At 44.5% G+C, this 21311-nt stretch carries 21 protein-coding genes; 4 read left to right on the top strand and 17 right to left on the bottom strand.

Features of this window, described 5'->3' with window-relative positions; translation table 11 throughout:
• Positions 1-52 precede the first annotated feature (52 nt).
• Entirely contained in the window at positions 53-1123 is a 1071-nt protein-coding gene (gene sohB, locus VR7878_RS06360) for a protease SohB (protein ID WP_077334474.1), read from the bottom strand.
• A 66-nt stretch (positions 1124-1189) separates the two neighbouring features.
• On the opposite strand from sohB, the gene VR7878_RS06355 reads away from it, so the two are divergent.
• Positions 1190-1933: a YciK family oxidoreductase gene (locus VR7878_RS06355; RefSeq protein WP_077334472.1), complete on the top strand. Its 744-nt coding sequence runs from the start codon at positions 1190-1192 to the stop codon at positions 1931-1933.
• A 104-nt stretch (positions 1934-2037) separates the two neighbouring features.
• Here VR7878_RS06355 and VR7878_RS06350 read toward each other — a convergent pair whose 3' ends face one another.
• Both VR7878_RS06350 and mlc read right to left on the bottom strand, forming a co-directional pair.
• Positions 2038-2982 carry a chemotaxis protein CheV gene (locus tag VR7878_RS06350; protein WP_077334470.1) on the bottom strand — a complete coding sequence of 315 codons (945 nt, stop codon included), beginning with the start codon at positions 2980-2982 and terminating at the stop codon, positions 2038-2040.
• Between the two features lie 306 nt (positions 2983-3288).
• Positions 3289-4506 (bottom strand): sugar metabolism global transcriptional regulator Mlc, encoded by a 1218-nt coding sequence (mlc, locus tag VR7878_RS06345; RefSeq protein WP_077334468.1) that lies wholly within the window; start codon positions 4504-4506, stop codon positions 3289-3291.
• Between the two features lie 260 nt (positions 4507-4766).
• Between mlc and pyk the strand changes: the two genes are divergently transcribed.
• Positions 4767-6215: a pyruvate kinase gene (pyk, locus tag VR7878_RS06340; protein WP_077334466.1), complete on the top strand. Its 1449-nt coding sequence runs from the start codon at positions 4767-4769 to the stop codon at positions 6213-6215.
• A gap of 29 nt (positions 6216-6244) precedes the next feature.
• On the opposite strand, the gene VR7878_RS06335 is transcribed toward pyk, so the two are convergent.
• On the bottom strand, positions 6245-7411 hold the full coding sequence (locus VR7878_RS06335; RefSeq protein WP_077334464.1) for a patatin-like phospholipase family protein: 1167 nt from the start codon (positions 7409-7411) through the stop codon (positions 6245-6247).
• A gap of 16 nt (positions 7412-7427) precedes the next feature.
• Positions 7428-7517, bottom strand: coding sequence for a cytochrome bd-I oxidase subunit CydH (gene cydH / locus VR7878_RS20820; RefSeq protein WP_139344033.1), 90 nt, complete (start codon positions 7515-7517; stop codon positions 7428-7430).
• 713 nt (positions 7518-8230) lie between these two features.
• Here cydH and VR7878_RS06330 point away from each other — a divergent pair.
• Both VR7878_RS06330 and VR7878_RS20815 read left to right on the top strand, forming a co-directional pair.
• Entirely contained in the window at positions 8231-9691 is a 1461-nt protein-coding gene (locus tag VR7878_RS06330; protein ID WP_077334462.1) for a sodium-dependent transporter, read from the top strand.
• A 1-nt stretch (position 9692) separates the two neighbouring features.
• On the top strand, positions 9693-9791 hold the full coding sequence (locus tag VR7878_RS20815) for a MetS family NSS transporter small subunit (protein ID WP_139344032.1): 99 nt from the start codon (positions 9693-9695) through the stop codon (positions 9789-9791).
• Positions 9792-9922: 131 nt separating this feature from the next.
• On the opposite strand, the gene VR7878_RS06325 is transcribed toward VR7878_RS20815, so the two are convergent.
• From VR7878_RS06325 to VR7878_RS06270, 12 genes are all read right to left on the bottom strand, one after another.
• Positions 9923-10348, bottom strand: coding sequence for a hypothetical protein (locus tag VR7878_RS06325; protein ID WP_077334460.1), 426 nt, complete (start codon positions 10346-10348; stop codon positions 9923-9925).
• 308 nt (positions 10349-10656) lie between these two features.
• Positions 10657-12090 carry a PTS glucose transporter subunit IIBC gene (gene ptsG / locus VR7878_RS06320; RefSeq protein ID WP_077334458.1) on the bottom strand — a complete coding sequence of 478 codons (1434 nt, stop codon included), beginning with the start codon at positions 12088-12090 and terminating at the stop codon, positions 10657-10659.
• Between the two features lie 451 nt (positions 12091-12541).
• A complete protein-coding gene (locus VR7878_RS06315) occupies positions 12542-13309 on the bottom strand; it encodes a TatD family hydrolase (RefSeq protein ID WP_077334456.1) in 768 nt (255 codons plus the stop codon).
• Positions 13282-14259, bottom strand: coding sequence for a DNA polymerase III subunit delta' (gene holB / locus VR7878_RS06310; RefSeq protein WP_077334454.1), 978 nt, complete (start codon positions 14257-14259; stop codon positions 13282-13284). Before holB ends, VR7878_RS06315 begins: the two co-directional genes overlap by 28 nt.
• A gap of 11 nt (positions 14260-14270) precedes the next feature.
• Positions 14271-14900, bottom strand: a complete 630-nt coding sequence (tmk, locus tag VR7878_RS06305; RefSeq protein WP_077334452.1) for a dTMP kinase — start codon at positions 14898-14900, stop codon at positions 14271-14273.
• Complete coding sequence (gene mltG, locus VR7878_RS06300) at positions 14897-15916, bottom strand: endolytic transglycosylase MltG (protein ID WP_077334450.1); 1020 nt, start codon at positions 15914-15916, stop codon at positions 14897-14899. The genes tmk and mltG overlap by 4 nt, the downstream gene beginning before the upstream one ends.
• Complete coding sequence (gene pabC / locus VR7878_RS06295) at positions 15910-16716, bottom strand: aminodeoxychorismate lyase (RefSeq protein ID WP_077334448.1); 807 nt, start codon at positions 16714-16716, stop codon at positions 15910-15912. The genes mltG and pabC overlap by 7 nt, the downstream gene beginning before the upstream one ends.
• 76 nt (positions 16717-16792) lie before the next feature.
• A complete protein-coding gene (gene fabF / locus VR7878_RS06290) occupies positions 16793-18037 on the bottom strand; it encodes a beta-ketoacyl-ACP synthase II (RefSeq protein WP_077334538.1) in 1245 nt (414 codons plus the stop codon).
• Between the two features lie 93 nt (positions 18038-18130).
• Entirely contained in the window at positions 18131-18364 is a 234-nt protein-coding gene (gene acpP, locus VR7878_RS06285) for an acyl carrier protein (protein ID WP_038180604.1), read from the bottom strand.
• A gap of 231 nt (positions 18365-18595) precedes the next feature.
• Complete coding sequence (fabG, locus tag VR7878_RS06280) at positions 18596-19330, bottom strand: 3-oxoacyl-ACP reductase FabG (RefSeq protein WP_077334446.1); 735 nt, start codon at positions 19328-19330, stop codon at positions 18596-18598.
• Positions 19331-19353: 23 nt separating this feature from the next.
• The gene (gene fabD, locus VR7878_RS06275) at positions 19354-20283 is read right to left on the bottom strand and encodes an ACP S-malonyltransferase (protein WP_077334444.1); all 930 of its coding nucleotides are present in this window, start codon (positions 20281-20283) and stop codon (positions 19354-19356) included.
• A 72-nt stretch (positions 20284-20355) separates the two neighbouring features.
• Complete coding sequence (locus VR7878_RS06270; protein WP_077334443.1) at positions 20356-21306, bottom strand: beta-ketoacyl-ACP synthase III; 951 nt, start codon at positions 21304-21306, stop codon at positions 20356-20358.
• Between the last annotated feature and the right edge of the window lie 5 nt (positions 21307-21311).

Raw genomic sequence — 21311 nt, 5'->3', positions numbered from 1 at the left:
ATGCTATCGGAATGGACTGTGCCCCATACTGATGATGGGGCACAATCGGTTCTCAAACGATCGGACGTTGCCCCCGACTAATCAATTTGAGTAACACACGATCAGCAGCTTCAGCAGCCATTCCCGGGAGTTTTTCGGTCAGTTTTTTCTTTTGTACATAATGGACGGACAGAACTTTTTTCTGCTGACAAGCTTCAGTTACCAAATCATCTGAAGTGCGAATATCATCGACCAACCCTAAATCTTTCGCTTGCGTGCCAAACCAGTGTTCGCCTGTTGATACTTTATCGATATCAAGAGATGCCCGGTGTTCACGGATAAAATCCTTAAACAGCACATGTGTATCTTCCAGCTCCTGTTTGAATTTATCGCGTGCTTTATCGGTATTCTCACCAAACATGGTTAAGGTACGTTTAAATTCACCCGCAGTCAGCTGTTCAAACTCAATATGATTCTTTTTCAATAACTTGTTGAAATTCGGTAACTGAGCAATGACACCAATTGAACCCACAATCGCAAAAGGTGCAGCAACCAGTTTATCCGCAATACATGCCATCATGTATCCACCGCTTGCAGCCACTTTATCGACCGCAATCGTGAGGGGTAATCCGGCTGACTTTAAGCGATCCAGCTGTGACGCGGCAAGACCGTAACCATGTACCATTCCGCCACCGGATTCAAGCCGTAGCAGAACTTCATCTCCGGATTGTGCAACCGCCAGAATCGCTGAGACTTCTTCACGAAGCGAGGTGACTTCTTTGGCATCAATACTACCGTGAAAATCAAGCACGAACAGATGCGGATCTCGCTGAGCGGCAAGCGCCCCGTCTTTCGCTGCTTTTTTGACTTCTTTTTCTACAGACTTATGCTTGGCTTTTTCTTCTTTTTTCTCTGCTTTATCACGCGCTTTCAGGTAAGCGTCATCATGCAGGTAAGACTCTAAATGATGAGTTGTTTGTTTATACTTCTCGGTCAGATCGATAATTTCCAGTTCGCCTTTGGAACCATGGTTCTTCCCACTGACAGATTTGATAATCACAAGTATGGCAACCAGCGCAATAACTAATGTCGCAATTTTGGCCAGAAACAGGCCATAATCCAATAAAAAATCCAATGTTCTCATCCTCTCCTTTACGAATTGGTGTATTGTAACCATCTTAAACAACAAAGCATAACAAAAGGAGGCTAGATGAATTATTCTGTTGCACCAAACACACTCAAAAACCGTGTGATTCTGGTTACAGGTGCCGGTGACGGTATTGGCAGACAGGCAGCCATCAGTTTTGCTCAACATGGCGCAACGGTCGTTTTGCTCGGCCGGACAGTCAAAAAACTGGAACAGACCTATGATGAGATAGTGGCACTTGAAGCACCGGAACCGACCATCATATCTTTAGATTTACAAGAGGCGACACAGCAAGATTATCGTGAGTTGATGCAAACGATAGAGCATCAATTGGGTCGATTGGACGGTGTCCTGCATAACGCAGGCCTGCTGGGGACACTGTGCCCGCTTGAACAAATCGAACTCGCGACTTATGACGCTGTCATGCAAGTTAATGTCCGTGCTCAACTGATGATGACTCAGGCGCTATTACCACTATTACGTCAGTCTGACGATGCGCGAATTGTCTTTACCAGCTCAACGGTAGGACATCAGGGGCGAGCTCTGTGGGGAACCTATTCAATCTCCAAATTCGCCACAGAAGGGATGATGCAAATACTGGCGGATGAACTCCGTGAGACCAATATTCGCGTTAATGCGATTAACCCGGGCGGCACACGAACAGGGATGCGTGCTGAAGCATTCCCTTCAGAAGATCCGGACACCTTGAAAACACCGCAAGATATTATGCCGCTATATCTTTACCTGATGGCTCCCGAAGGTCGGGCTGTTCACGGTGAGTGTATTGCAGCACAGTCAAAAGACTAACGCAGTATTCACTAGAGGCTGTTGAAAGCCAGTATCTGTTTAATACGAAACCGGGTCATCAGTTTGATGACCCGGTTATTTATCAACGCTTTATTGCACAATGATCAGGATAAGACTTCACGCAATCGGTCTTGTGCGACTTGAACTAACATATCAGGCTGAAACTTCGAGATAAAACGGTCACAGCCAACTTTTTTCACCATTGCTTCGTTAAAACTACCACTCAATGATGTGTTTAAGGTGATATGCAGATCTTTCATCCGTTCATCATTACGAATTTCATAGGTGAGTTTATAACCATCCATTTCCGGCATTTCCGCATCGGTGATCATAAACAGAATCTCTTGGCTGACATTCTTACCGTCATCGCACCATCTTCGGAGTAAGTTATACGCTTCTAGTCCATCCCGACATTCGATAATCTCTAATCCCAACTGAGACAATGTGCCTTTGATTTGATTTCTGGCGGTTGCCGAGTCATCGACAATCAATACTTTTCGCCCCATCATCTCCGGCATTAAGTCCTCATCTAAGACTTCAGCTGAAATCGAAACATCATAATGAATGATTTCTGCCAAGACCTTCTCGACATCGATGATTTCAACAATGTGCGCTTGATCCTGTTCTTTCACCTGAGTGATTGCCGTCAGGTAATTTGCTCTTCCCGCAGTCCGAGGCGGCGGCTGAATTTCCGTCCAAGCGGTATTGATGATATTACGCACTTGCCCGACTAAAAAACCCTGCACTGACCGGTTATATTCCGTAATGATCAGGTTCTGTTCTTCTGACTCAATTTGGGAAGCAGGAAAACCGATTGCCTTTCTCAAGTCGATGACAGGAACCGGCTCCCCGCGCAAAGAAGCCACACCAGTGATATGTGGGTGTGATCCGGGCATTTTGGTCAACACCGGAACTTTAATCACCTCTTTGACTTTAAACACATTAATCGCAAAAATCTGTCGACTGTTCAATTTAAAAAGGAGCAGTTCAAGGCGATTCTCTCCGACGAGATTCGTGCGCTGGTCAACCGTATTTAAAACACCTGACATACGAGATTCCACCAATTAAAAACTGTTAATAGTATATACCTAAACGCTTTCGGGTGCTGTGCAATATACCCGTTTCAGCACCCTGTACTTCCTATTTATCGATACAAGGTCTGCACCTTTCTGTGAATGATTTGGTCTGATGCAAACCAGAGTCAAACAGCAGAGAGACCGATTATAGATAGAAAGTCGTCAAAATGCCTGATGTAACTGTGAAACATATTAAGCGATAAAGCTAGGAGAATACATCAGAAAATAGACAATCGTAGAGAAACTCGCGGTGATCTTACCTCTGACCTGTCACCCGACTTAACGATCAACAATGGTCATCAATAATGAACCATCGTATAAAGCCTGCTTAATGAGCGCAGCTCCGGGCATCGTTGACTGTTTATAAAAGCGGGATTCAACAATTTTGACCTGCTCCCGGTAGGCGGGATTACATTGGCTCTCGATATACTTGAGCATCGGTGGGTAAACAATTGCTTTGGCCTGATTAATCACCCCGCCGATGAGCACTTTCTCCGGATTAAACATGTTAATCACAATCGCAATCGCCTGACCGAGATGTCTGCCCAGTCGATCCATAATGTCACACGAGAGTGGATCCCCTTGTGCTGCCGCAATACAGATATCCTCAATTGAGATTTCCTTCAGGCGACTCAGTGACGATTGCTCACCATTGGCAATTCTTGACATCGCCTGTTCTCGCAAAGCCTTCGAGCTTGTCACCGTCTCCAGACAACCACGATTACCACAGTGACAAAGTAAACCTTGCGGATCAATCTGGATATGTCCCAAATCACCGATGTTGCCGTGTTTACCCTGCAATACACGCCCATTGACAATCACCCCGGCATTCAAGCCATTATGAATGGAAATTAACACCGAGTTATCATCGTCCTGAGAGTGACCGAATAGTTTTTCCGCAAGTGCCCAGGCCCGGGTATCATTGGCAATAAACACCGGTAGCCCTGTTACTTGATAAATCTCTGCGCCTAACGCGAGATTATCGACATTATAGTGGGGCATTTGCAGGACAACCCCATTCTCCGCATCGACCAATCCCGGCAAGGTCACAGCTATCGCTGTCACCCGTTCAAGTTGCTGGGTGTAAGTCAGAAAAAATTCTTCGATCTCGTGAAACAAACGAGCCAGCAAATCATCCTGATCAACTTCATGAATATCGATTTTGGTATCGATCAGCACATCACCGCTTAATTCATGAAGCGCAATGGTCAGATACCCTCGCCCTAAACGAATCGAGAGGAATTGCCACCCCTCATTTCTGGTTTGAAGACCGACGGCAGGACGTCCGCGGCTAATGGCTTCTTGTACGGTTGTTTCATGGATAAGATGGGCATCGATGAGCTCACGCGTGATCTTGGTGATACTTGCCGGAGCAAGTTCACTCTCTTTAGACAGATCAATTCGTGAAATAGGGCCTTTTTGATCAATCAATTTATAAACACGACCAGCATTAATTTGCTTGATGTGATCAATATGGCCGGGCTGAGCCGTATACATGATGTGCTCCAGAAATCAACAACCTGCTAATTTTTTTACTTTGCAAAGTAATTGTGAAGCGATTTGGTATGTGAGCGTGACAAGCATCACGCACGATCAATCAAGTTTGTGTTGAGAGTCAAATGTTTACTCATTCGAAGAATTCTGAACTCTCGCCACTTTTTACGAAAATGTTAAATTTTTATGCATTCCCGCTACGTTTTAAGTGTTCTCAAGTATACTTACACTGCTCATCCATGATTTTCAGTCAGGAGCAAATCATGCCCAAAAAAGTACAAAGAAGAACTAAAATTGTTACAACCCTCGGCCCCTCAACCGACCGGGATAATAATCTTGAAGCATTGATCAGCGCAGGCGCCAATGTGGTTCGCCTGAATTTTTCACACGGAACAGCAGATGACCATCGTCTGCGGGCAAGAAAAGTCCGGGAAATTACAGCCAGACTCGGGCGTAACGTCGCAATACTGGGAGATCTTCAAGGGCCGAAGATCCGTGTCTCTACTTTTACTCACGGTAAGATCATACTCAATGTCGGTGATCGGTTTACTCTGGATGCAGATATGCCTCCCGGTGCGGGCCATCAAGAAGCAGTCGGGATTGACTACAAAAATCTTCCTAATGATGTCCAGCGGAACGATATTTTGTTGCTGGATGACGGGCGGGTTCAGCTACAGGTTATCATGGTGGAAGGCTCAAAAATCCATACGATCGTGACGGTCGGAGGCCCCCTCTCCAATAATAAAGGCATTAACCGTCAGGGCGGTGGTCTTTCCGCTCAGGCTCTCACCGATAAAGATAAGCAAGATATTCTGCTGGCGGCAGAGCTTGACGTCGAGTATCTGGCCGTTTCGTTTCCCAGAAACGGTGAAGATATCCAATATGCGCGGCGTCTGGCACGGGATGCAGGACTGGAAGCCAAGATCGTCGCCAAAGTTGAGCGCGCAGAAACTGTCTCAAACCAAGCCAATATTGATGACATTATTATGGCATCTGACGTCATCATGGTCGCCCGAGGCGATTTAGGGGTTGAAATCGGTGATCCCGCATTAGTTGGGGTACAAAAGAAATTGATTTATCGGGCCAAAGAACTGAATCGCGTTGTGATTACAGCCACCCAAATGATGGAGTCAATGATAGAGAACCCGATGCCAACCCGGGCAGAAGTGATGGATGTTGCCAATGCCGTTATCGATGGCACCGATGCGGTAATGCTCTCCGGAGAAACGGCTGCGGGGAAATACCCTGTCGAAACGGTAAAAGCAATGGCTGAAGTCTGTATTGGCGCAGAAAGTGTGATGGAAGTAAAAACCCAGAGTTACCGACTGCAAAGCACATTTGTTACTGCAGAAGAGACCGTTGCTATGTCAACGATTTATGCAGCCAACCATATGGATGGTATTCAGGCAATTGTGACCATGACCGAATCAGGCAGAACTGCGCTAATGACATCACGCCTCAATTCAGAACTCCCTATTTTTGCGCTGTCGAGTAATGAAAAAGCGTTAAATCGCTGTGCGCTGTATCGCGGCGTGGTTCCCTGGTATTTTGATAGTCACCAAGAATCAGCCTATGAGATCGCACTGGAAGCCCTTTCTGTTCTCAAAGAGAAAAAGCAACTGGCATTTGGCGATATTGTGATTATCACTCAGGGTGATGTGATGGGCGTCGAAGGAACAACAAACTGTATGCGAGTCCTCCCTGTTTTTTAGTTGAAGAACACTCGATCTGCATAGGGCTGCTATGATTCCAGCAGCCCTGATTTTGACGCTTTCAGCGGTTGACCACTCAAGGCTCGGGCATTCTCCCAGCTACGGATAAAGTTATAGCCAGCCTGTAAACCTTGCTCATAATCCCATAACAAATCACTTTTCCGACTCAACAAGGTGTTGGAGCGGAGCGGCTGTTCCGGGGCAATCTGAATCACAAAAACATCATCTGGCGGACGTTTTAAAAACTCAAGAGTCAAAGCATATGTCTGATAATGAACCATCAGCATATCGGTCAGATGCGTGTCTACAGCCCCTCCGATTAAATGACTCATCCGATACAATTGCTCCGAACCAAATAGCCAGCGCCCCCCGTTCAACATTTCTTCCTGAGGAACCAGCGACATTTTCTGACGCACATAGTTACGCCAATCCTGACGCCACTGTGTCACTTTCTGCTGCCACTGATTTTGCAGGTAACTAAACGACTGACGCAGCCATGCCTCACTCGGTTTCGGCGGCAAGTTAGCAGACGGTATACCGGCTTTGTTGTTGATGACCGATTCAGTCCGAATAACAGCGATAAAACGAGCCCCCTGCCGCCATGCTTCCTGAACAGGAATCGATGCAGAAATGCCCCCGTCAACATAGGATTCACCATTGATATTAATCGGGTGATGACATAATGTCGGTATCGCACATGATGCCAACAAAACGTCTCTCCAGTTTGAGTGCGTCATCGGTAAATAATGGTCGATTAATGTATCTGAACTGGTGACTGCGGCATATGCTTTTCTTTCACCCAAAACTTGACGACCCATATCTAAATCGAGCCGGTACGGGTACTCAACAATACGTTCAAGTGCCCATGATAAATCGACGTACTGCTTTTTCCTGATATAGGCAAAAAGATTAAAAAATGAAGAGTCGGTGGTTAAATCGGTAATGAACGCTTTGCCAAGCCCATGCTGACGACACAGGAATGCACAAAGGTTGAGCGCCCCCGCAGAGGTACCGTAATAGACGTCAAACGGGTCAAAGTTAGAGAGATTAAAAGCATCGAGAACACCAGCAGTAAAAATGCCGCGCTGACCGCCACCTTGCGCAACCAAAGCATTTTTCCCACCAATGAACCGAGACAAACGGTCACAATTCTCGATGACCTGTTGTTCAGAAACGACACCAATATTTTTCCCCATAGGCGGCTGTTGTAATTTAGTTCGCAATGGCGATCAACCCAGAACCAATCAATACAGCAAAAATGATGCCTGTAATAGCCAACGCATATTTTAGATCAACGTCCATACACACCTCCAGTTTTCCGGGTCAGATGACCCTATTCATGATAAAGAAGCTATACATGCCAGTTACAGCTTCAGCATCTATATCTATCTAATAAGATGACAATTATTGTCAATTATTTCATCATACTTATGAAAAGGATATCACAAATATTAGTCAAATAAATTCATGCTCTTGACACCGAACAGTCTATCGCCTCGATTGAAAACAATGGCAGTGTAATAAACACTGCTACATATTTGCTTCTCTGACGAGTAATACACTGGTTCTTGGATATAAATCAGACAGAGCACCAATGATATTAGTGTAGATAAAAAAACTAAAATAATTACTAACAACAGACAAATAACGCGATTAGATACAAAAACAACAATTTAATACCCCACACTGTTAAATATAAGTAATATATATATCTGCAACACAAAATTCTCAATACATTTACAATCTATTGCCTTTCTATTTATAAATCTGTAATCTCGATAGCTATGTACAGTTGAACATCTCATCTGTCGCATACACACATCACAACATACAGAACAATATTCTGAGATATCGCTTAGAAATAAAAATATAATTCTAAACATTAGTGATTATGAGTCATAAAAATTAAGCCAAGGGTGTTCATTCGCCCCCTTCTATTTTTTAACTCTCTATAATCAACTATTACGATAGGGTGAAATTTCATCACTCAGAAAGCATTACCAAAGGAGTATCAAATGAAGCGAGAACAATGGGGCTCTCGTGCTGGTTTTATCCTAGCTGCGGTCGGATCCGCTATCGGTCTGGGTAATATCTGGCGCTTTCCATATATGGCCTATGAAAATGGGGGTGGCGCATTTTTTATCCCTTACCTTTTCGCCATGCTCACGGCCGGTATCCCATTCATGATTCTAGAATTCAGCATGGGACAGAAACACCGCGGTTCAGCACCAAAGACCATTTCCCAGATTCATTCAAAATTTGAATGGCTCGGCTGGTTCCAAGTCGGTGTGGCTGCAGTCATTGGTGTTTATTATGTTGCCGTTATCGGCTGGGCCATCTCCTATTTCGGTCTTTCGTTCACCCAAGGCTGGGGAACAGAAACCAACACCTTTTTCTTCAGTAATTATCTTGGCCTAGGTGAGAACACGCCGACCAACTTAGGTGGTATCCGCTGGAATATTGCATTGACCGTCGCGCTTGCGTGGGGAATTACCTACATTGCCGTTGTGAATGGCGTTAAATCAGGTATTGAACGGGCATCAAAGATTATGATGCCAATTCTATTCATTATGGTACTGGTTCTGATCGGCCGTATGTCGATGCTTCCCGGAGCATTAGATGGCATAAACTATATGTTCAAACCAGACTTCAGTAAGATATGGGATGTCAAAGTTTGGGCTGCCGCCTACGGGCAAATCTTCTTTACCCTGAGTATCGGTTTTGCCATCATGCTGGCTTACTCCAGTTATCTGCCGGAAAAATCAGATATCACCAACAATGCATTTATGACGGTTTTGATTAACTGCGGTTTTTCAATTCTCGCAGGGATTATGATTTTTTCTGTATTAGGTTATATGGCTCAAGAACAGGGCAAAGCACTTACTGATGTTGTTTCATCAGGGGTCGGGCTTGCATTTGTTACATTGCCAGAAGCAATTAACCTACTACCTGCACCTTATATTTTCGGACCATTGATGTTCTTTGCCTTAGTTGTCGCTGGTTTAAGCTCACATATTTCCATTATGGAAGCTGTCACTTCAGCTATCATTGATAAAACCAAATGGCGTCGTAACAAGGCTGCAAGTATTGTTATCGGTACAAGCTTTATCGTCTCAATGGCTTTCGTTACGGATGGGGGTATCTTACTGCTCGATCTTGTCGATCATTTTGCCAATAATATCGGCATTATGACTGGCTGTTTCGTCGAGATTGTCATGATGACTTGGCTGTTCAAAGTGTCCGATATTCGTAAATATGCAAATGCAAAATCGGACTTCTCTATCGGTGTCTGGTTTGATATCTGCCTACGCTTCATCACACCTGTCATATTGGCCACAATTCTTACGACCAAACTACATACATTGTTGACCGAAGGTTATGGTGGCTATGACCTAACCGTTGGCTGGGTTATCATCATTGCCCTGTTCGTTGTCGGTATTTTAATTAATCTGAACAGCCGCTCTCAGGAGGTATAACATGGATATCAGCTCAGTTATTATGATGGTTCTAGGCCTCGGTATTACATGGGGCGGTGCATTCATCTGTATGAAGAAAGCCATGCGTCAATCTGACTAAACTAAAAATGCTTAGCAATGACCCAAAAGGCCGATAGATATCCATCTATCGGCCTTTTTCGTATTCCCTCGAGATTAACTGAGTTGTTCACTATCCTTCGTCATCTCTCGTGATGCAATTTGTTGTGTTGTTTAAAATTGATAACTCACGCCAGCCGCAGCACCGAGTTGAAGCTCGACATCGTCATGTAAATCAAGTTCTGGATGAACCTGTCCATAAACATGGATACGGTTTTTATATGTCCAGTCCACCCCAAGAGGTAATCTGACACCAAAATCATTGTCGTCATCACCCCACTCTGTCCAGCCACCGGCACCGATATACCAATCCACAGGAATATTCGGCTGGTCAAACTGCCCTTTCTTAAACAAATAATCCGCACTCATACCATCATTGCCAAGGGAAAAACGGTACTGGTCATTCAGTTCTAATATGGCACTTAACCCCTGATCGACGCCAATACCAACAGCAGCCTGAGGAGATGATGTGACCGATGATGCAGCATAAGCAAATGATGACAGTGTTAAGGCACCGATCGCAATAGTCATTATTCTCATCGTACAACTCTCTTATAAACATGAATAAATAAACATTACTTTAATTACTTAAAAGTCATTAATGTCATGAATGAGTAAATGAAAAATAAAGAAATTCAAAAGATTTGATTTATCAGCCTTGGAAATACCCCGGTTTTTCAAGAGGCAACACCAGTCAATATCACTGACTATACGGGATAGATGGGGCTCAGTGGCCAGATTTTGAATAGAAATTGGCTGTCATCGTCTTCAACTAACTCCGATAATAACAACCATAAAAAAGGGAGCCGAAGCTCCCTTTGGGTAATAAAATGAAATTCACCCAGCCATTAGTTATGGCCACGCATCCATTCATCCATTTCAGTTCTCAATACATCAGAACGAGTACCGAAGATAGCCTGAACGCCACCTTTAACCACAACAACACCTGCAGCACCCAGAGACTTCAGTTTCTCTTGGTCAACAGCATCAGTGTTGTCCACAGAAACACGCAGACGAGTGATACATGCATCTAAGTTTGTGATGTTCGCTTTACCACCGAATGCAGCAACCAGTGCAGATGCCATTTCTGAATCACCAGAAACAACGTCGTCCATCAGTGATTCATCTTCACGGCCTGGTGTTTTGATATCCAGAGCACGGATGACAACGGTGAATACAACATAGTAAATCACAGCATAAACAAGACCGACACCAACAAGCAGTAACATTTTCTGTGCATGTGCAGATTGCACGACAAAGTCAATGAAACCATTTGAGAATGTATGACCGTGAACTATGCCCAAGTAGTTAGTGATGACATATGCCAGACCAGCAAGCAGCGCATGAATTCCATACAGTAATGGTGAAACGAACAGGAATGAGAACTCGATAGGTTCAGTAATACCAGTCAGGAATGAAGTCAATGCAGCTGACGCCATGATACCCATGATTTTTGCACGGTTTTCAGGTTTAGCACAACGCGCAATTGCAAAAGCAGCAGCAGGCAGACCAAACATTTTAAACAGATAACCACCGGCAAGCTGACCAAAGCCATTACCCGCAGCACGAGAAGCGTCATCAGCAGTCAGGAAGCAAGTCATGATACCATGAACAACTTGACCCGCATTGTTTGTACATGTACCGGCTTCATAGAAGAATGGTACGTTCCAAATGTGGTGCAGACCAAAAGGAATAAGAGAACGTTCAACTACGCCGTAAATACCGAATGCCAACACAGGGTTCTGTTGCGCGGCCCAATCAGAGAATGCAGCGATAGCAGAACCAATCGGTGGCCAGATAAACGAAAGTACGACACCCAGAATAATCGACAGGAAGCCCGTGATGATCGGTACAGCACGTTTACCAGCAAAGAAACCTAAATAGTCCGGTAACTGAATCTTGAAGAAACGGTTAAATGCCCAAGCGGCCAGACCACCCGAAAGGATCCCCCCGAGCACCCCTGTATCGATGGATTCAACACCCATCACAGTTGCCATGACTTTTAATGTCGCAACCATGATACCGTAACCCACGATTGCAGAAAGCCCAGAAACCCCATCATTATTTGTAAAACCTAATGAAACACCGACAGCAAACAGCAACGCCATCTGTCCGAATACCGAACCACCTGCCTGCTCCATCAGATGAGAAACGACTTCTGGTAACCAGCTAAAATTAGCGGCACCGACACCAAGTAATATACCTGCAACTGGTAAAACTGATACGGGTAGCATCAGGGATTTACCAACTTTTTGCAGTTCCGCAAAAAGGCTCTTAGACATATTTTATGCTCCTGAGTAAGTTATTAGAATTTAATTTACGAGAACCTTATGGCCACCCCCGTCGCCATTCCCCAAGTTCTCGTGGAAAGTTAACCACATAGGCATTATATTTTCCGGCTCTAAATATATATTGACGTCTCTCAAACTTTCCAGAAAGTTAGCAACTTTAGTTTCAAAGTAATATATAGATCACAATCATAGCAAGCATAATGAAATGGATTGCAATGAATATAAGTCATTGATAAACATGGAATTTATTACTATAAAATCTAATTTTTCAACGAAAATAAATGCCGTCTTTATGTTAATTATCATTACAAATTAACTTTTCTACGATATGTGTCGATTAAATCAGCGAAACAACCGACCAAAAATATATTTTTTTGCGTAGCAAATTAATTTGTCGCCCCAAAATGGTGCATAGTAATATTTTTAACAACAAACATTTTTTTTATAGAAAAAAAAGATCCAAGAAATTCTTAGTGGTTTGTTGTGCAACCTCACTCACAGGTATCTCTTTCAATTGAGCAATATACTTTGCCACTTCAGTAACAAACGCGGGTTGATTCTCTTGTCCTCGATGAGGTACGGGAGCCAAATAAGGAGAGTCTGTTTCAATCAACAGACGATCTAGAGGAAGGTCTTTGACGACGGCTTTTAATTCCATCGCCTGACGGAAGGTCACAATACCCGAAATTGAAATATAGAAGCCAAGCTCCATCGCTGCCTGAGCAAATGCCATATCCTCTGTGAAGCAGTGAATCACACCACGACATTGCTCTGCTTTTCCTTGACGCAACAATGCCAGCGTATCTTCTCTTGCGTTACGAGTATGAATAATTAAAGGTTTATTCAGTGCAACTGCCACTTCAATTTGCTGCATGAATCTCAGCTTCTGTAACTCAGCTGTCTCCGGACGATAATGATAGTCAAGCCCTGTCTCTCCGATGGCAATAACTTTGGCATGATTGGCATATTCATAAAAAGTATCCAATGCAAAATCACTTTCAACATCCAACGGATGAACTCCACAGGAAGCGTGAACCCAGTCAAATGGTTCAATCATCTCTAGCATTTGAGGAAATGATGCCAGCGTCACACCCACGGACAGGATTTGCTCAACCTGAGCATTGCGCGCTTTATTTAAAACATCTTGAATATCCTGATGTAACTCATCGTAATTGAGTTTATCTAAATGACAGTGGGAGTCGACAAACATGGGGCTCCTTTAAATTTCGATAACCAGTCAAAAACCAGTAGTTCTGAGTTTAAACCACGGTGTACTTCCAGACGATGCAGTAACGTGATTAATTCTCGATATTGTTGATAAAGCATACTATAAGAAAGGCATTGCGCAACTTCTTCACTCTTCGGCAACGTTATTTTATCTTGGGTCTGAAAATGAAGTTTCTGTGCGTCAGTCAGCAAATACCATAGCCAAGTTAAGCGCGTAAGCGGAGAAGTTTGGATCTCATCAACCAAGGTATGTATAAATTGTAATGGCGAATGCAGAAAATGACAGAATAGTTCAACCAGTCGCAAATAATCTTCATGCGACTGCGACTGAATAAACTGGAGTGCTCGGATCGGTGCACTATCATTCAGTTTAACCATATACGGCGCCACATCCTGACCAGTTTCTTTTGCTAACCATTCTGCGACAATCGTCTGATCCGGCTCAGGCACGTGTAACTGACGACATCGGCTTAAAATGGTTGGTAGCACGTGGTCAACGCAATCCGTAACAAGGATAAAGCAGCAATGGCTCGGTGGCTCTTCCAATGTTTTAAGTAAAGCATTTGCCGCTGATTCATTCATGAGATGAGCAGGTTGAATCACGATGACCCGATAACCACCAAACTGAGAAGAAGCCTGAGCCAACTGATTAATCTGCCGAACCAAATCAACCGTAATTGATTTCCCCTCCTGCTCTGGCTGCACCCAGTGAAAGTCAGGATGACTTTGAGCATCCATCAGCTGACAACTATGACAATAACCACATAACTCAGCACCATGGACACATAAAAGTGAACGAGCCGCAGCTTCGATAAAAGCGGCTTCCCCCATCCCGTCTTTGACCACCAGCAACGTCGCTGGCGAAACTAAATCATGTGCCAGTGTTTGACACCACTGTTGCCAGGTCTGTTGAAACCAAGGGTAGAGTGACATTGCATAAGCCTCTATTGCGCAGATAACCAATTCATTAATACATGCCGTATATCTTGCTGCACCATCGCTAACGGCTGCTCTGCCGAAATAATTTGAATTCGCGCATCATCATTGGCTAATTGTAGATATCGGGCACGAGTTCGCTCAAAAAAACTTAAATCCATTTTTTCGATGCGATCCAGCTCCCCCCGCCCCCGAGCCCGTTCCAATCCAATTTCAGGGTTGATATCAAGATAAAGCGTAAAATCAGGTTCAAACTGCCCCAGAACTGACTTTTTTAACGTTTGAATCATCGCAGGGTCAATTTGCCGTCCTCCCCCCTGATAAGCTTGAGAAGATAAGTCATGGCGATCACCAATCACCCACTGTCCACCTTGTAGCGCAGGTTTAATCACACCTTCAACGAGCTGTACCCGAGCCGCATAGATCAGCAGTAACTCGGTCATATCATAGACGACCTCACCTTCATGTTCTTCCTTGACGAGACGACGTAACTTCTCCGCAATCGGCGTTCCGCCCGGCTCTCGTGTTTTGACGACAGAAGAAACACCGAAATCTTTCAGAGTATCAACCACGGTTTGGATCGCAGTGCTTTTTCCGGCACCTTCTAACCCTTCAACGACTATAAATTTCGCGTTCATTTCTTAATTCTTAATTGTTTCAAATAACGTTTTACCGCAGCATTATGTTCCGCCAGCGATTTAGAAAAAACATGGCCGCCATTTCCACTTGCGACAAAATAAAGATAATCACTGACTTCAGGGTTGAGTGCAGCATGAATTGACGCCCTTCCAACCATCGCAATCGGGGTTGGTGGCAAACCATAAATAACATAAGTATTGTAAGGTGTGGGGGTGATCAAATCTTTTTTACGGATATTGCCGTCATAGCGTGATCCCATACCATAGATAACCGTTGGATCGGTCTGTAATCTCATTCTTTTATTGAGTCGGTTGATAAAGACAGAGGCGATCAACTGTCTCTCATCTTTAATCGCTGTTTCTTTTTCAATAATAGACGCTAATGTTAACGCTTCGTAGGGGGAACGCAAAGGTAACCCCTCTTGGCGGTTTTCCCAAGCATTCTGAAGTACCGACTTCAACTTCTGATTTGCCCGTTTCAAAATTTCTATATCACTGGTACCGGCTGTATAGTGATAAGTCTCCGCAAGGAATAACCCTTCTAATTTTGACTCGTCTATCGATAATCGTTTCGCAATATCAGCCTCTGACATTGACTGAATCTCATGCTTGAGATGGGGCTCTGCAACCAACTTTTGCAAAACATCTTGAAAACGACTCCCTTCAATTAAGGTAATCGTAAATTGATATTCGTCTCCGGCCGTAAACCGATGCAGAACATTATGCAACGGTTCTCCGGACTTTACCTGATAGGTTCCAACTTTAATTTTAGCCAGTGCCGGATAGAACCGATGTATCAGATGGACCGCAATAGAAGGATATAACCAAGATTTTGCTTCAAAAGATTTTAGAACCGAGCGCAATGACTCACCCTGACGAATCGTCACAAATTGCTGTTCCGCCGACAATTGAAGTGGCTGCGTGAGATAAGTATCTACTTTTTGATAAAGCACAATAGCACTGCCAACCACCACGAAAGCGACAAGACAACATCCAAATAATAATTTCTTTAACACCGGTTTACTCTCTTTTGTAAATCTCGCACCCGCTCTCCCAGTACAAAGTACGCAGACTGAATCTGAACAACAGGTGCCACCCCCAGAATTGAATTCGTCATAAAAACTTCATCGGCACCAAGCATATCATCCACAGAAAAATGGCCGATATTCACCATGATTCCCTGCTGAGTCGCAATATCGAGCACGACACGTCTCATTACTCCGGCAACACCGGCTAATGTTAAGTCCGGTGTATGGAGCACATTATCCCGAAACCAGAATAAATTTGCCATGGTCGTCTCAATGACTTGATCGTGCAGATCCAGCGCGACCGCATCCATACAACCGGCTCGCTCAGCTTCAGCTTTGAGTAAAACCTGCTCTAAACGGTTATTATGTTTATGCCCGGCTAACAATGGGTTATGCCCGAGACGCTGCTGGCAGATGCCTAACCGGACACCATCTGAGAGCAACGCCTCATAATGGTTCGGGTAATCAAATGACTGGACAGTCACCCTTGGTGAGGGAATCGCATTGGGGCTATATCCTCGTCCCCCGCTGCCGCGGCTGATATGAATTTTGATACCAGCTTTGGGCGCTGCCACAATAACCTGACTCATCCAGCGCGCGACGTCATCCCAATCCGGATACGGAATCTGTAATATGGTCAGACAAGCTTCCATTCTTTGCTGATGATACAACCAGTGCTGCATCTGTCCGTCGATGGTCAGAATCGTCGAAAAACAACCATCGCCATATTGAAAAGATCGGTCATCAGCAGGTATGGATGAAACTGGCATCCCGTCAATCAAAATCATATCTGCATCCTACAAAAAGAAAACGGCTTAATGCTATGCATCAAGCCGTATCAATACAAGTGGATAAGATAATAACTTACACTTTTTTGAAGATTAAAGTGCCGTTAGTTCCACCAAACCCGAAAGAGTTACAAATCGCATATTCCATATTAGAGACTTTACGCGCAGTGTGCGGGACTAAGTCAATATCTAAGCCGTCTTCCGGATCATCCAGATTAATCGTCGGTGGAACGATTTGATCAACAAGTGACATCACAGTAATGATGGCTTCAACAGAACCCGCTGCACCTAAAAGATGCCCGGTCATCGACTTTGTCGATGATACAAGTACCTGCTTTGCACCTTCCTCACCTAAAGCACGTTTAACACCTTTCAGTTCGGCAAGATCACCAGCCGGTGTTGAGGTTCCATGAGCGTTGATATAACCGACTTGAGTTCCGGTAATACCGGCATCGCGCATTGCAGCTTCCATAGCCAATGCACCACCAGATCCATCACTACTTGGTGAAGTCATGTGGTAGGCGTCACCAGACATACCAAAACCAACTAATTCTGCATAAATTTTTGCACCGCGAGCTTTCGCGTGTTCATATTCTTCAAGCACCATGATACCGGCACCATCACCAAGGACGAACCCATCGCGCCCTTTGTCCCATGGTCGGGATGCTTTCTCCGGTTCGTCATTGCGAGTTGACAGCGCTTTCGCGGCGCCAAACCCGGCAATACCGAGCGGTGTTGAAGCTTTTTCTGCACCACCGGCAACCATTGCATCGGCATCCCCGTATGCGATCATACGAGCGGCATGTCCGATATTGTGCAAACCTGTTGTACAGGCAGTGGAGATAGCAATATTTGGTCCGCGCAATCCGCGCATAATTGATAAATTACCGGCAACCATATTCACAATTGTCGAAGGCACGAAAAAAGGGCTAACCTTACGTGGACCTTTATCAACCAAAACCTGATGACCAGCCTCAATCAGATCTAAACCACCAATACCAGAACCGATCGCAACACCAACCCGTGCTGCATTTTCTTCGTTTACGACAAGACCTGAATCATCTAATGCTTGCATACCCGCGGCTATACCATATTGGATAAATAAATCCATTTTTCGGGCATCTTTTTTAGACATATAGTCTTCACAGTTAAAGTTCTTCACTAATCCTGCAAAACGAGTTGAAAAGCCTTCAGTATCAAAGTGTTCAATATTTACGATACCACTTTGTCCTGCCAGCAAAGCTTTCCAAGAAGATTCTACTGTGTTGCCTACTGGTGATAACATCCCCATACCAGTAACAACGACACGACGCTTGGACACAATCATATTCTCCGGAATTGAAAAAGTTCTATAGAAGAGATGAGACGAGTTAATTAAAACTCAGGCGGCCAGATAGCCGCCTGGAGAGATAGATTACTGAGCGCTTTTAACGTAATCGATCGCAGCTTGAACAGTTGTGATCTTCTCAGCTTCTTCGTCAGGAATCTCAGTGTCGAATTCCTCTTCAAGAGCCATAACCAGCTCAACTGTATCCAGGGAATCAGCACCTAGATCTTCAACGAAAGAAGCTTCGTTTTTAACTTCTGCTTCGTCTACACCTAGCTGTTCAACAATGATTTTCTTTACGCGTTCTTCGATGTTGCTCATTTTTCTTTTCCTTTACAGATTTCGCTTAATGCGATGTCCCGTAGTTTATTAGAACTAGGGAAAGTTGCAAGAGGGTCATCGCTGGTCAAACCACAATTTTTACGATTTTAACCGAAGTTCAGACCATTTTTGATATAAATCATGCATAAATACTAAGCACTCATGGTGATAATGCTTATAAACATCGATAATTGCATTTTATCCACTTTTACAAACATTTTCACTACAGACTTAGATCATATACATGCCACCATTGACATGTAACGTTTCTCCACTGATATACGCTGCTTCTTCAGAAGCTAAAAACGCAACAGCCGCTGCAATTTCACGCGGAGAACCTAATCTTCCTGCGGGAACCTGAGCGAGTGTAGCAGCTCTTTGCTCATCATTCATAGCATTTGTCATATCAGTTTCGATAAAACCGGGTGCAACAGTATTGACTGTAATACCACGAGAAGCAACTTCTCTGGCCATCGATTTACTAAAGCCAATTACACCGGCTTTCGCAGCAGAATAGTTTGCCTGGCCTGCATTCCCCATGGTTCCCACAACAGAACCCACATTGACAATACGACCACAACGTTTCTTCATCATGCCACGTAAAACAGCCTTTGAAAGACGATAGATAGAAGTCAGGTTGGTATCCATGATTTCTAGCCATTCTTCATCTTTCATCCGCATCAGCAAGTTATCACGAGTAATACCGGCATTGTTGACGAGGATATCGATCCCGCCGAACTCCTCATTGATAGTCTTAAGAACCGACTCAATAGAATCGGTATCTGTGACATTCAGTTTGAAGCCTTTACCTTTCTCACCCAAATACTCACTGATTGCAGCAGCACCATTGTCACTGGTTGCAGTACCGATGACCGTTGCACCGCGTTCTACAAGAAGTTCAGCAATAGCCCGACCAATACCTCGGCTGGCCCCTGTAACCAATGCAATCTTACCGTCTAGATTCATGAAATTACTCATGTTTCTTTTCCCTATGATGACTGAACTGAATTCAATGAAGCAGTATCGTTTACTGCCTCTGCAGTCAGTGTTTTAACAATTCGTTTTGTCAGACCGGTCAGAACTTTTCCCGGCCCCATTTCAAATAGTTTTTCAATACCTTGTTCATGCATCTTCTGTACAGTTTCCGTCCAACGTACCGGATTATACAATTGGCGAACAAGCGCATCTTTGATCTTTTCCGGATCTGTTTCCGCAATCACATCAACATTGTTAATCACTGATATTTCAGGTGTATTGAATGTCATTGCTTGCAGTGTTTCGGCAAGCTTATCTGCAGCTGGCTTCATCAAAGCACAGTGAGATGGCACAGACACAGGCAGTGGCAGAGCACGCTTCGCCCCGGCTTCTTTACAAAGCTCCCCTGCGCGTTGCACGGCATCTTTTTCACCGGCAATGACAACCTGACCCGGAGAGTTAAAGTTTACCGGAGATACGATCTGCCCATTTGCAGCTGCGATACATGCATTTGCAATTGCATCATCGTCGAGACCGATAATGGCAAACATCGCACCACTCCCGGCAGGAACCGCTTCTTGCATCAGTTGACCACGTAACTCAACTAATTTGATCGCTTGTTTAAAGTCAATCACACCAGCACAAACCAAAGCAGAATATTCACCGAGGCTATGTCCTGCCAGCGTAGCGGGCATCCCCAGTTCTAAAGACTGCCATACCCGCCAGATTGCAACCGAAGAAGCAAGCAGTGCAGGCTGGGTCCGAAACGTTTGATTTAAATCTTCCGCAGGTCCATTTTGAACCAGTGACCATAAATCATATCCCAAGACATCTGATGCTTCTGCAAACGTCTGTTGAACTACGTCATATTGTTCACCCAGCTCGGCAAGCATTCCGATCGTTTGTGAACCTTGACCGGGAAACACGATAGCAAAATTGCTCATTTTTTATTCCTCTCGCCAAACAATCCCCACACGGAGCATCATCACACCATGATATGGATTGTTTTCTCAGTATTAAAATACGACTAGTGCGGAGCCCCACGTAAAGCCACCGCCAAAAGCTTCCAGCAGCAATGTCTGACCACGTTGGATGCGGCCATCCCGAACTGCTTCATCTAAAGCTGTTGGTACTGACGCCGCTGATGTGTTGCCGTGCCGATCTAAAGTCACAACAACCTGATCCATAGACATGGAAAGCTTTCGTGCCGTAGCAGAGATAATTCTTAGATTTGCTTGATGAGGCACCAACCAATCCAGCTCCGTTTTATCCATTTGATTTATGGCTAATGTATCTTTAACGAGTTGTGACAATTGGGTCACAGCCACTTTGAAGACTTCATTTCCAGCCATATGGACCCATTTGTCAGAATCTCCGCCGGGCTGTGGCGTTTCCAAAGATAGCAATGGGCCATATTCACCGTCAGAATAAATATGAGTTGACAGAATTCCGGGAGTTTCACTACGACCAAGCACAACAGCACCCGCTCCGTCGCCAAAAAGGATAATGGTTGAACGATCAGTCGGATCACAGGTTTTTGACAACGCGTCAGAACCGATCACAAGAATGTTTTTACACATGCCTGATTTAATGTGCTGATCAGCAATCGACAAAGCATACATAAACCCAGAACATGCTGCTGCTATATCAAAAGCCGGACATCCTTTGATTCCAAGCTGAGCCTGAACCTGACAAGCCGATGAAGGGAATGAGTGGCTACCGCTGGTTGTTGCAACGATAATCATATCGATATCATCTTTAGAAACAGCAGACATCTCCAACGCTTTTACCGCTGCCAGATAAGCCATATCGGCTACCGTTTCATCTTCTGCAGCAACACGTCGTTCTCGGATGCCCGTGCGTGTAACAATCCACTCATCACTCGTATCTACCATTTTCTCTAAATCTGCGTTAGTCCGCACCTGAGATGGCAGGTAGCTGCCTGTACCTAATATTTTGCTATACATGAAGA

Source organism: Vibrio ruber DSM 16370 (genome assembly GCF_900163965.1).
GTDB lineage: Bacteria > Pseudomonadota > Gammaproteobacteria > Enterobacterales > Vibrionaceae > Vibrio > Vibrio ruber.
This window is presented reverse-complemented; position numbering and strand designations above follow the sequence as displayed.